The sequence below is a fragment of the Paucihalobacter sp. genome (assembly GCF_036825875.1).
Taxonomy (GTDB): Bacteria; Bacteroidota; Bacteroidia; order Flavobacteriales; family Flavobacteriaceae; genus Paucihalobacter.
Map to the genome: position 1 here is coordinate 26,083 of NZ_DAISXK010000002.1, position 12,439 is coordinate 38,521.

The following is a 12,439-nucleotide window of genomic DNA, read 5'->3' on the forward strand; positions in this document are numbered from 1 at the left end:
AACTTTAGCACCTAACCCTATTTAATCTTTTCATTTGAAATATTATAAAGACAAGCCATCCGGGTATTACGACAATGTTCGGAAGGAAATGCTTGCGTTTTTGCCGTTGACTCCAAGGAGAGTTTTAGATGTTGGTTGCGGCAACGGAGCTTTTGCATCTATTGTTAAAACACAAGAATCGGCTGAAGTATGGGGTATCGAGCTCATGAAGGATGAGGCAGAAATCGCGTCAACGGTTTTGGATAAAGTGTTCACAGGGCCATGCGAAGACTTTTTAGAAGAGTTGCCCAATAATTATTTTGATGTTATATTTTTCAACGATGTCATAGAACATTTGGCTGATCCTTATTCTGTTTTGGAAATTATAAAATCGAAATTATCAGCTACAGGTGTGGTGATAAGTTCGATTCCCAATGTGCGCTTTTATAGAACTTTTGCTAAAGTTGTTTTCGGTAAGGATTGGAAATATGAAGACCATGGAACCATGGATAAGACACATTTGCGATTTTTCACAAGTAAAAGCATTATAAGGATGTACGAAAATTTAGGTTTTAACATTTTAAAGCACGAACCAATTAACAAAACAAAATCCTTAAAGCCGATATTATTAAACATTCTACTGCTTTTTACGCATATGGATATTAGAGTGCTGCAATACGCTACTGTTGCCCGAGTTAAAAAGTCATGAACTATATTTTTAATCATCAATGTAATATTTCAGAAAAGAAGGTTCTTGATGCCATAAAGCATTTTGAAACAAAAGGAGTTTTGTTTGGTAATGGTGACCGTAACAAGATTAAACTGTATGAAGTTGATGGCTTCACTATCAACATCAAATCCTTCAAAGTTCCTAACTTTATCAATAAAGTCGCCTACAAATATTTCAGAAAATCTAAGGCGCGACGCTCTTTTGAATATGCTAAAATTCTGGAAAGTAAAGGAATTGGCACACCTGAACCGATTATGTATTTGGAAAATTTTAATTGGCTCGGACTTCAAGACAGCTATTATGTTAGCCAACATCTGGATTGTGATTTGACCTTTAGGGAGTTGGTTGAAATTCCTGAGTATCCAAGTAACGATAGCATTTTACGCCAGTTTACCAAGTTTTCATTTGACCTTCATCAAAAGGGTATTGAATTTAAAGACCATTCGCCGGGAAATACACTTATTAAACAAGGTGAACATAGTGACTATCAATTTTTCTTAGTGGATTTAAACCGAATGAATTTTCACGACACTATGTCCTTTGAATTGCGCATGAAAAACTTATCGCGATTAACCCCAAAACGGTCTATGGTTGAGGTAATGAGCGATGAATATTCAAAATGCTCCGGCATCGCTTACGAAAAAATATTCACACTTATGTGGCATTACACTGAGGACTTTCAAAAGAAGTATCACCGAAAAATTGCTTTGAAAAAGAAGTTTAAATTTTGGAAACGATAACTAAGTTGTATTGTTTTTATGCAATTCTTTCAGTTTAGAATATTTAAGAAATGTAATGTTGGCTGTTTGTACACAAATTACAAATCCGTTAAAACCATCTAAGAAACCAAGTCTTAGAACATAGGCTTTAAAAAATGCCCACAAAGGATTAGCTACAATTTTCCAGACAGGTGCTTTCTTTCCGAGCTCAAAATAAGACTGTGCGCTTAAGTTTGAAAAATGTTCAGTTTTTAAATTGAATTCGGAGTAGCTTTGATAGGTATAGTGTAAAATATCACCTTTTAAATGGCCAAGCTTGGGCGATTTGTTTTTAAATGTAATAGATTCGTGTATTAAATGACCATCCCAAAAGGCTTTAGTTCGGTCAAAAACCCGAATTTTTTTATTGGGATACCAATCGGAATGTTTGATCCATTGACCGCAAAAATTGTTAAATCTATTGCAGTAGTAGCCATCGCATTCCCAATTGTTTTTAAGTTTTAGAATGCTTTTTTTTAAAGTTTCAGAAAGTGCCTCATCTGCATCTAAAGACACGATATAGTTATGACTAGCGCGTTTGAGTGCGAAATTTTTCTGTTCGACGTAACCTAGAAATTCCTGTTCAAGAAAGGTAAGCTCAAAGCTTTGGCAAATGGCTTTCGTATTATCGGTAGAGTAGGAGTCGACTACAATAATTTCATCTGCAACACCTATTAACGAAGCTAAACATCTTTTGATATTTTTGGCTTCATTATAGGTTATAATTACTGCTGATAGTTTAATCATAGTTACTTAGCGATTGTGTAAAAATAGTTATTTTTGCATCAATGAATACAATTGATTTATCAGTTATTATCAGTACTTACAATCAGCCTGAATGGCTAGAAAAGGTGCTTTGGAGTTATGAACATCAAACCTTTAAAAATTTTGAAGTCGTTATAGCAGATGATGGATCAGGTGAAGCCACAAAATTGCTTATTGATCAAATTCAAAAAGATGTTTCATATCCCATTCAGCATGTTTGGCATGAGGATAATGGCTTTCAGAAAACTATCATTCTCAATAAAGCTACAGTAGCTAGTAAAGGTGATTATTTAGTTTATACAGATGGTGATTGTATCGCGCGAAAGGATTTTCTTCAAATTCACGCAGAGAATAAGGAACAAGGTTATTTTTTATCAGGAGGTTACTTTAAGTTACCAATGAAAATTAGTAAGATAATTGGTAGAAAGGAAATAGAAAGCCAAATTTGTTTTGATATAGACTGGTTGAAACAACATGGATTAAAATCTTCATTCAAAAACAATAAAATCACCGCGAAAGGATTTAAACAGGAATTTTTAAATGCAGTAACCCCAACTAAAGCTACATGGAATGGTCATAATTCATCAGGATGGAAATCAGATATTCTCTCGGCGAATGGTTATGATGAGCGTATGCAATACGGTGGAGAAGATAGAGAATTGGGTGAACGACTTTTTAACAGCGGCATAAAGGCTAAGCAGTTGAGATATAGTGCTATATGTTTGCATTTAGATCATGCCCGTGGGTATGTTAAACCTGAAATGATTGAAAAAAATAAGCAAATAAGAACTACTACCAAACACCAAAACATTAAAAGAACACTTTACGGAATTGAAAAATAGAAGCTTAAATATTTTTTAAAAACTCCTTCAGTTTAGGAATCATTAAATTTGGTGAAAATTCCTTGTAATACATTAACGCATTCTTTTTAACTGATTTTGCGTCATCATTTTTGAACAGATTAGGTTTAAAATCTTTTAAGTGAACGGAAACGTGGTGCTTTCCATCCTCAAAAACACTCCATACCTCTTTAGAAATCCAAGGAGAATAAATTGCGAAAGTTTTTATATCTAAAGCCTTTGCCATATTAATTGCGCCGCCTTCGTTTCCAATTAAAGCCTTGCAATAACTGGAAATAGCTAAAAATTCTCTGATGCTATTGCCGAAGATATTAAAGTGTATATTATGTTGAGTGCCTGATTTACACAAATCGAATATGGATTTGGCTTGCTCCCTTTGAGAAGGGATATAATTAAATAAAATCTGACTTTTGGGAAATTGTGCGGCAATGTTATCAATTACTTCTGCCATATAAGCAAATGGGTAAGTTTTATTAAAACCGCTTCCTAAAACGCTGATCATAAAAATTGGATCGTCAAAGTTGATACCCTTATCTTCTAGAAAATTTTTAGCGCTATTTTTTTCAGCTTGAGTAAGGTAGATTTTTGGTTTAACCGCTTTAGCGAAATCAATGTTTATTGGTTGCAATAATTGTAAACGATTTTCTATAGCGATACCTGCGTTGGTATTGGCATGCCGTAACTCCCTAAAGGTATAGTTATAAATAAATGATGTGTACCATTTTTGTTTGGAAATTTTAATCTGGGCTGATGAAAACAACGTCATTAAATTACTTGATAACTTTGAATAAACATCGATAATTACATCAAATCGTTCCCTTCGTATAGCAAAGACAAATTGAAGAAGCTTGAAAATATTACCACGGTGTTCTTTGGTGAAAAAATGAAATTTGCCTATGTAAGGATGCCCTTGTACTACAGGATAGGTGTGGTCATTTATAACATAATGTAATTGGGCATTTGGATATTGATGTTTAATAGCTTCAAACAAAATGCTTGAAGTTAGCACATCACCAATCATTTTTTGTTGTATAATTAAAATTTTCAAATATGGTTAACTAACGTGATTATCATCAGATTTAGAAACGAATAAATACAATCTAAACAGCTACATTATATTCTCGTAATGCATCATTTAATGAGGTTTTCAGGTCGGTTGATGCTTTGCGTTTTCCTATTATTAAAGCACAGGGTACCTGATACTCACCAGCAGGGAAACTTTTGGTATAGCTTCCTGGTATCACAACTGATCGTGCTGGTACCAAACCTTTAGTTTCAGTGGGTGTGTCGCCTGTAACATCAATAATTTTGGTGGAGGCCGTTAAAACTACATTAGCTCCCAAAACGGCTTCGGTTTCTACTCTAACACCTTCAACTACTATACATCTCGACCCTATAAAAGCATTATCTTCAATAATAACAGGTGCAGCTTGAAGTGGTTCTAAAACGCCACCAATTCCAACGCCGCCCGAAAGGTGCACGTTTTTTCCAATCTGTGCACAACTGCCCACGGTTGCCCAGGTATCTACCATAGTTCCTTCATCTACAAAGGCTCCAATATTAACATAACTCGGCATCATAATCACACCTTTAGAAATGTAGGCGCCATGACGAGCCACAGCGTGAGGAACCACTCGTATTCCTTTTTCAGCGTAACCGCGTTTTAAGGGAATTTTATCATGGTATTCAAAAATACCGACTTCAAAAGTTTCCATTTTTTGAATAGGAAAATATAAAACCACGGCTTTTTTAACCCATTCGTTCACTTGCCATCCAGTACTTGTAGGCTCTGCAACACGCAGTTTTCCTAAGTCTAATTGGTTTATAACTTCTCTTATGCTTGCGATGGTATCTCCCTGTTGAAGTAAGGCTCGGTCGTTCCAAGCGTTTTCTATGGTTTGTTGCAGTGTGGTCATAAAATTCAATTATGGTGCAAATATAATTTTATAAATAGTGAGGTCAAGGTGATTTTTACTAATATTTTCCAAAAAAACGAGTCTGACCATTTGATGCTATCACTGTTTGAACTATGCAAAATCAAGAATTTAAAATTAAAAAAATTAATGTTGGATAGTTTCAAGATTCGAAATTAACATAATCACTATAAATATTCTGAAGGCGTTTTTTGTACTTTAGCATTATGAAACGTATTATGGCTTTTGATTTTGGTACCAAACGCATAGGCATTGCTGTTACAGATCCCATGCAAATTATCGCTTCTGGTTTGGCGACTGTAGAACCCAAAAAATTTGTCATTTTTTTGAAGGACTATTTGTCAAACGAGCAAGTTGAAACCTTTGTTGTTGGATTACCAAAATCGCTCCAAAATACCACTACTGACAGCAGTGAGGCAGTCGCCAATTTTAAAATTTTATTGAATAAATCGTTTCCAGAAATACCTGTTATTGATGTGGACGAACGCTTTACATCCAAGATGGCTTTTCAATCTATGATTCATGGAGGTTTGAGTAAAAGGAAACGTCAAAACAAAGCTTTAATTGACCAAATTAGTGCTACAATTATACTTCAAAGTTATCTATCGTCACGTTAATATTCAAATTTTAAGTGTATTTTAAGTAGGCCTTTCATCGGATATGGGCTTTAAACCGAGCATTACATCGAATAAAAGCAACCTTTAATCGATGCAAAGTATCTGTTTATTATCTTGGTCACTAATTTCGAATGTGTTAATTGTAAACCCCTAAATCTATGAAACAATTTTACATTTATTTCTTATTGTTAACAGGACTTTTATATCAGTCTAACTTACATGCACAGTTTTGTCCTCCTACTGGTTTTACCAACGGTTCGGCGTTGTATTTCTTTTATGATTCTGGAACTTCCGATTGTGTTGATAGACCAAGTCAAGTTTCGGTTGGTGCTTCGGTTTTTTCGTTAGGCGATTGTGGTGATGTTTTTTCAGTTTACAATCTTTCTTCCGGAAGTCCTTTAACTACTTTTAGCCCGTTTACGGCTGATTTTGGTTTTGGTACATGCGAATATACCGATGGTAATCTCACCAATCAAACCTTATCTTCTGCTCAAATGGATGTGGCTTTAAAAACCTTAAAATTATATCCAAATCCTATAAATGGCGGAAATACTTTAAATGTCAGTTTAGGTTCATCTATATCTGGTACTATAAAGATTTACAGTATCACAGGAAAATTAGTTTACAATAAAACGGTAGATAATTTAAATACAAGCAGTATTAATGTATCTAGCTTTAGTAATGGTGTTTACTTGTTAAAACTTGAGACCGACTTAACATCTATAAGTAAAAAAGTGATCATTAATAAATAATGTATTCGATATTTAAACAGCTAAAGGCACTTTTTAATAGGCGCTTTTTTTATTTCCTTATGATGATGTAATAGTAGAAGAATTGTATTTTTGTGGCTAAAATTAAAAATATGATTTTACCTATTGTTGCCTACGGTGATGTTGTTTTAAAGAAAAAGGCAGCCCCAATTGTAGAAAATTATCCTGATTTAGAAGCTTTGATTAATAATATGTTTGAAACCATGTATGGTGCCTTCGGTGTTGGTTTAGCGGCACCTCAAGTTGGCCTAGCTATTAGGTTATTTGTGGTTGATACAACTCCTTTTTCTGAAGATGAGGATTATTCAAAAGAAGAGCAACTTCAATTGAAAGGTTTTAAGCGTGTTTTTATTAATGCTGAAATTATTGAAGAAATTGGGGACGAATGGGCTTTTAACGAAGGCTGTTTAAGTATTCCCGATGTGCGCGAAGATGTGTTTAGAAAACCAACAATTACTATTAAATATCAAGACGAAAATTTTAATATTCATACTGAAACTTTTAACGGCTTGATAGCGCGTGTTATCCAACATGAATACGATCATATTGAAGGAATTTTATTTACCGATAAACTTTCTTCCTTTAAAAAACGTATCATTAAAGGTCGTTTGGCAAACATTGCAAAAGGTAATATATCGGTGGATTATCGCATGCGATTCCCATTATTAAAAAAAAGAAGATAATAGCAGAAGTTTTTTTAACTTTTCACCTCAAAACCATAGAATATAATGAGCTTAGATAAAATCATGTCTATTTCAGGTAAACCTGGATTGTTTAAAATTATTACCCAAACGCGTAATGGGGCCATTGTAGAGTCTTTGTTAGACAACAAACGTTTGAATGTCACTGTTCACAGTAACGTGAGTATTTTAAGCGAAATTGCTATCTATACTTTAACCGAAGAGAAGCCCTTAAGCGAAGTGCTTCAGCTTATAAAGGAAAAGGAAAATGGTCAAGGTACTTCTGTGTCGCATAAAGACAGTAAAGATGCGCTTGAAGAATATTTTTTCGAAATTTTATCCGATTATGACGAAGATCGCGTTTACGCATCCGATATTAAAAAGGTGATTCAATGGTATAACATCCTTCAGAAAAATAACCTTTTACCAAATGCGGATGACGTTGTTGCTTCTGATGAAGAAGAATAAATAAATTAGTATATGACCGATAAATCTGAACAGCTCAAGGCTTTCAACCGTTTGTTAATAATCATGGATGAGTTGCGAGCACAATGTCCATGGGACCAAAAGCAAACTATGGACACATTGCGTCATCTCACGATTGAAGAGGTTTATGAGTTGGGTGATGCCATTTTAGACAAAGATTTAGATGAGGTCAAAAAGGAATTGGGCGATGTGTTGCTACACATTGTTTTTTACGCCAAAATTGGTAGCGAAACCAACAGTTTTGATATGGCCGATGTTTGCAATAGTATTTGCGATAAACTCATTTCGAGACATCCACACATTTACGGCGATGTAAAAGTCGAAAACGAAGAAGACGTTAAACGAAATTGGGAACAACTCAAGCTAAAGGAAGGCAAAAATAGCGTTTTAGAAGGTGTACCAAAAAGTTTACCGGCGGTTGTTAAAGCCAATCGTATTCAAGATAAAGTTGCTGGTGTTGGTTTTGATTGGGAGGAACCTAATCAGGTTTGGGAAAAGGTTCAGGAAGAACTTAATGAGCTACAACACGAAGTTAATAATGGCAACATCAATGCTATTGAAAATGAATTAGGTGATGTTTTGTTTTCGCTTGTAAACTACGCAAGGTTTTTAAAAGTTAATCCTGAAAATGCATTAGAGCGTACCAATAAAAAATTTATTAAACGTTTTCAATACCTTGAAAAGAAATCTAAATCCCTAAATAAGAGCTTAAAAGAAATGACGCTTGCCGAAATGGATGTGTTTTGGGAAGAAGCGAAAAAAATTTAAAATCCAAAATCAATTTCCTTTCGTATATCTAGGTATTAACAACAACTGTTTTGCTTTTGTAATTTAGTTGGCAATCTTTCTTGTATTTTAAGCGGTTTAAGGATTGATTGATTAATAGCACTTTATAAAACCCTGTTTGAATTTCAAACAGGGTTTTTAGTTAGTATAAATCTTTGATTTTTGATAGTTTATCTTTCCAAGTTTGCAGTATCTGTTTTTGCTTGGCTATGTTTTTGTGAACATCTTTTACTAAAGGATTATCAGAATCTACATTAGAGAAAAACATCAGGTTATTTTCTAATTGATTGATTTCAGATTTAATCTCATCAATTTTTTTTCTGATAAAAATGCGCTCATTATCTAGAGCACGTGTATCATCTGGGTTGGACAATGCTTCTAGCTTGTTTTCAAACTTAATCATTTCAACTTTTTGTTTGTCAACTTTCAGTTTGTCAAAAACACCGTCTAATGTTTTATTAAACTTGCCTTCAATAAAACGCTTGTTTTGAGGCACATGACCTAACGATTTCCACGATTCGATAATAGCCTTTACCGCTTTAATGTCGTCCGTAGGTTTGTCTGAAAACTCAAAAGATTTTAGGGTGTTCAATAACTCGTTTTTCTTATCAAAGGCTTCGTATAATTCTTTATCGGCAGATTTTCGTTCTTTGTGTAATCTGTCAAAATAATAATTACAGGCACTTTTAAATTGTTTCCAAGCCTTATTGCTGTCTTTTTTTGGTACATGACCAATGTCTTTCCAACTATTTTGGATTTGTTTCATTAAAGGTGTTACCGTTTCAAAGTCGTCACTATCTTTATTGTCTTCAGCAACCTTTATAAGATCTAACTTTTTTTGAAGATTATCGTATTGGTCCTTCTTCAAGTTTTTGTAAAAAGCATTCTTGGAACGGTTAAAATTCCTAACGGCCGATTTAAATTTATCCCAAGTTTCTTGATTATTCGCTTTGGGAACTTTTCCTGCTTTAAAAAATGCTTCCCTAAGTACGGCTATTTCTTTGATTTTTTGTTGCCAGCTGTTATGATTGCCATTCTTATCGTTGGCAATGGCTTCAATTTTAGCAATAATTTCCTTTTTAATAGCTAAATTACCTTCAAACGATTTATCTAAATCCTCGTAATAACTTTGGCGTTTATCGTGAATTATTTTGGTAGCGTCGCTAAATTTATTCCAAATATCTTCGCGGTATTCGCGATCCACAGGGCCTAATTCTTCTTTCCAAATCTTGTGTAACAACTGTAATTCTCTAAAAGCACGGTGCACGTCATTGTCTTGGGCGAGTTCTTCGGCTCTGGCAATAATTTTGAGTTTTTCTTCAAGATTATGCTTGAAATCCATGTCGCGTAAATCCCGATTAAGATGCAGAAAATCGTAGAATATTTCAACGTGATGGTGATACGTATTCCAAGTATTGTTGTAATTATCACGCGGAATAGGTCCGGCATTACGCCATTGTTCTTGTAAATCCTTAAAGTGTTTGTAAGTGGTGTTGATATTTTCTTCAACGTTAATCAAACCTTTAATTTCTTCAATAATTTGAAGTCGGTTTTCAAGGTTGGCCTTAAGATTGTTTTCTAAAGTTTTGTAATAAGCATTCAGCTTATTTTTGTAGTCTTTATAAACCGAATTGAAACGTTTTTTAACGTCGCTAGTGTAGTAAAAATCAATTTCGTTACCACCATCGTTTATAAATTCTTCCTTTTTTTCTTCAAAAAGCTCTTTATATTTTTGGTTAAATTCATTACGAATATCGTCAACATGTTTTTTAATGGTTTGAATTTTTCTGCTGGCAATTAATCCTTCAAATTCGTTTACCAATTCATCCATTGAAAGTGTATGGTAATCTTTTTCTTGAAGTTCGTGACGTTCGTTATTAGATTCGTCTTCCGCATCTTCTGCATTAGATGCCTCAATAGAATCTACATGGTTTAATTCTTTGTCGCTTGCGTTGGTTATGGCATCGTCATCGTTGTCGCCATCTAGATCATGGTCATCGTCATCGTCATGATTTTCAGCTGTTATTTCATCGTCGTTATTCGAAATTATAGGAGCGACTTCTTCAGTAATTTCGACTGTTTTATCTTTGGAGTTTTCAATAGTTTCTGGACTTGTTTCTTCTACTAATTCAGAAGTAGGAATAGGTTCTTCAACCGATTCTTTTTCTGTGTGAACCAAATCGTTAAGCTTATCTTCTTTGTGTCCATCTGCATTTTGCAGGTTGTCATTCTCTAACATTTTTCAATGTGTTTATATGTTGAATTGATAAAGATACTATTAGATTGTTGAATTTCAAAACAAAGGCTTTTATTAACCCGAAATAATCACTTATTCCAAATTTCCCAAGCTTTTTCTGCTTGAAATTGAAGCATCGGTAATCCATTCATGATTTGAGCGCCATGTTCTTTGCCTTTTGATAGGAATAATGTTTCTGATGGATTGTAGATTAAATCGAAGAGTAAGTGTTTTTCAGAAATGAATTCGTACGGTATATCTGGACATTGCGTAATATTCGGATGAGTGCCCAAGGGCGTACAATTAATAATAATGGTATGTTGTTCAATTATTTGCTGTGTTAAATTTTGATATACAAAATTCACTTTTTCCGAATAATTTCTGGAAACAAAGCTGTAAGGAATTTCCAGCGAGTGCAAAGCATAAGCTATTGCTTTCGAAGCGCCACCAGTACCTAAAATTAGGGCTTTGTTATGTTGCGGTTTTAAAATTGATATTAGAGATTTTTTAAAGCCGTAATAATCGGTATTATAACCTTTTAATTTTCCGTTTTTGGAAATTTTGATGGTGTTTACAGCGCCAATTTTTAAGGCTGTTTTAGACAGTTTATCTAAATGTGGTATAACCGTCTCTTTGTAAGGAATAGTGACATTTAAACCTTTGAGCTTGGAATTGTTTGTTACAATTGCGTTTATTTCTTCTATATGCTGAATGTCGTAATTGAGATAAACATCTGGTAGATTTTCAGTTTTGAATTTTTCATTAAAGTAAGTTTTCGAAAATGAATAGGCTATGTTTTTACCTATTAATCCAAATTCAGGCATGTGTTTTAAGGGTTTTTTGGCCGTACCATTCTAAGGTTAGTACCGTTAATATTCCTATTATAATATATACTACCGCCATTAAAGTTTCTAAATTTAATTCAGGTAAAAAGCGTTGGAAGTTTTCAATAATTTTTGCACCGTCGGGATCCAAAATGTATTCACCCGTTTCTGAGGTTTTGTAAATAGTCTTTTTCCATGGCCAAACCACACCTAATGAGCCAACAATAAAACCAATAATGGTGGCTAAAGTTATTTTACGATAGTGTTTAAGAATGTAAGTTAAAAAATGCGAGAACGTTACCAAACCAGCAACAGAACCGAGTGTGAAAACCACTAATACTTGCAAAAGCCGCATTCTCTCAGCATTGTTTAAGAAATTGAAATCTAGTTGCACGATGTCTGCCATGGTATCAAATAAAGCATTGACTGAGTTTACCAACAGCAAAACATAGTTTCCTAAAAGGATTAGAATGAAAGAACCTGAAAATCCAGGTAAGGTCATTCCAGAAACACTTACAATACCGCAGAAAAACACAAATATGAGATTATCGTTTTCTGTGGCAGGATTTAAAAAACTAATACCAACTCCTAGGGCTATTCCAATAATAAGAGCAATTCTTGTTTTTAAATACCAAATTTTAAATTCTTTGTTGATGTAGTGAATCGAGCCTAGAATCATTCCGAAAAATAAACTCCAAACATAAAGCTCGTAACGAATTAAGAAGTAATCTAAAACTTTTGATACACTAAAATAACTCACGACCATACCGAAAAATAAAAGCCCTAAGAATCGCCCGTTAGTGTATTGAAAAAAGCTTTTAAATCGACCGTTAATCAATAATTTAAATGCCTTTTTATTTACTTTTTGAAGTGAGTATATAAATTCTTCGTAAAATCCAGCTACAAAAGCCACCACACCACCTGAAACCCCTGGAACTTTGTTGGCAGCACCCATGGCAATCCCCTTAATCACTAAAAATAGCTTATCTGAGAATGACCGTGTTTGTTGCATAT

The 12,439-nt window shown here is 34.0% G+C and carries 14 protein-coding genes; 8 read left to right on the plus strand and 6 right to left on the minus strand.

Going from position 1 to position 12,439, the window contains the following annotated elements; genetic code table 11:
• The first annotated feature begins 34 nt into the window (after nt 1–34).
• Entirely contained in the window at nt 35–688 is a 654-nt protein-coding gene (locus V7Z48_RS01085; RefSeq protein WP_334111536.1) for a class I SAM-dependent methyltransferase, read from the plus strand.
• Entirely contained in the window at nt 685–1,449 is a 765-nt protein-coding gene (locus V7Z48_RS01090) for a lipopolysaccharide kinase InaA family protein (RefSeq protein ID WP_334111537.1), read from the plus strand. The genes V7Z48_RS01085 and V7Z48_RS01090 overlap by 4 nt, the downstream gene beginning before the upstream one ends.
• Here V7Z48_RS01090 and V7Z48_RS01095 read toward each other — a convergent pair whose 3' ends face one another.
• Nucleotides 1,450–2,214 (minus strand): glycosyltransferase family 2 protein, encoded by a 765-nt coding sequence (locus V7Z48_RS01095; protein ID WP_334111538.1) that lies wholly within the window; start codon nt 2,212–2,214, stop codon nt 1,450–1,452.
• A 41-nt stretch (nt 2,215–2,255) separates the two neighbouring features.
• Here V7Z48_RS01095 and V7Z48_RS01100 point away from each other — a divergent pair, with 41 nt between their 5' ends.
• Nucleotides 2,256–3,074 (plus strand): glycosyltransferase family 2 protein, encoded by an 819-nt coding sequence (locus V7Z48_RS01100; protein ID WP_334111539.1) that lies wholly within the window; start codon nt 2,256–2,258, stop codon nt 3,072–3,074.
• Between the two features lie 4 nt (nt 3,075–3,078).
• Here the strand turns inward: V7Z48_RS01100 and V7Z48_RS01105 are convergent, their stop codons facing one another.
• On the minus strand, nt 3,079–4,140 hold the full coding sequence (locus tag V7Z48_RS01105) for a glycosyltransferase family 9 protein (protein WP_334111540.1): 1,062 nt from the start codon (nt 4,138–4,140) through the stop codon (nt 3,079–3,081).
• A gap of 52 nt (nt 4,141–4,192) precedes the next feature.
• On the minus strand, nt 4,193–5,008 hold the full coding sequence (locus V7Z48_RS01110) for a 2,3,4,5-tetrahydropyridine-2,6-dicarboxylate N-succinyltransferase (RefSeq protein ID WP_334111541.1): 816 nt from the start codon (nt 5,006–5,008) through the stop codon (nt 4,193–4,195).
• A 224-nt stretch (nt 5,009–5,232) separates the two neighbouring features.
• Here V7Z48_RS01110 and ruvX point away from each other — a divergent pair, with 224 nt between their 5' ends.
• The 5 genes from ruvX to mazG all read left to right on the plus strand — a co-directional run bounded on the left by ruvX (nt 5,233) and on the right by mazG (nt 8,347).
• Nucleotides 5,233–5,643 carry a Holliday junction resolvase RuvX gene (gene ruvX / locus V7Z48_RS01115; protein ID WP_334111542.1) on the plus strand — a complete coding sequence of 137 codons (411 nt, stop codon included), beginning with the start codon at nt 5,233–5,235 and terminating at the stop codon, nt 5,641–5,643.
• A gap of 158 nt (nt 5,644–5,801) precedes the next feature.
• Nucleotides 5,802–6,395: a T9SS type A sorting domain-containing protein gene (locus tag V7Z48_RS01120; protein ID WP_334111543.1), complete on the plus strand. Its 594-nt coding sequence runs from the start codon at nt 5,802–5,804 to the stop codon at nt 6,393–6,395.
• Between the two features lie 110 nt (nt 6,396–6,505).
• Complete coding sequence (gene def / locus V7Z48_RS01125; RefSeq protein WP_334111544.1) at nt 6,506–7,096, plus strand: peptide deformylase; 591 nt, start codon at nt 6,506–6,508, stop codon at nt 7,094–7,096.
• Between the two features lie 45 nt (nt 7,097–7,141).
• Nucleotides 7,142–7,561 (plus strand): DUF5606 family protein, encoded by a 420-nt coding sequence (locus V7Z48_RS01130; RefSeq protein WP_334111545.1) that lies wholly within the window; start codon nt 7,142–7,144, stop codon nt 7,559–7,561.
• Nucleotides 7,562–7,573: 12 nt separating this feature from the next.
• Complete coding sequence (gene mazG / locus V7Z48_RS01135; RefSeq protein ID WP_334111546.1) at nt 7,574–8,347, plus strand: nucleoside triphosphate pyrophosphohydrolase; 774 nt, start codon at nt 7,574–7,576, stop codon at nt 8,345–8,347.
• 160 nt (nt 8,348–8,507) lie between these two features.
• Here the strand turns inward: mazG and V7Z48_RS01140 are convergent, their stop codons facing one another.
• The 3 genes from V7Z48_RS01140 to V7Z48_RS01150 form a co-directional block, all read right to left on the minus strand.
• Nucleotides 8,508–10,604: a DUF349 domain-containing protein gene (locus tag V7Z48_RS01140; protein ID WP_334111547.1), complete on the minus strand. Its 2,097-nt coding sequence runs from the start codon at nt 10,602–10,604 to the stop codon at nt 8,508–8,510.
• A gap of 86 nt (nt 10,605–10,690) precedes the next feature.
• Nucleotides 10,691–11,425: a shikimate dehydrogenase family protein gene (locus tag V7Z48_RS01145; RefSeq protein WP_334111548.1), complete on the minus strand. Its 735-nt coding sequence runs from the start codon at nt 11,423–11,425 to the stop codon at nt 10,691–10,693.
• Nucleotides 11,418–12,437: a DUF368 domain-containing protein gene (locus tag V7Z48_RS01150; RefSeq protein ID WP_334111549.1), complete on the minus strand. Its 1,020-nt coding sequence runs from the start codon at nt 12,435–12,437 to the stop codon at nt 11,418–11,420. The genes V7Z48_RS01145 and V7Z48_RS01150 overlap by 8 nt, the downstream gene beginning before the upstream one ends.
• Nucleotides 12,438–12,439 lie beyond the last annotated feature (2 nt).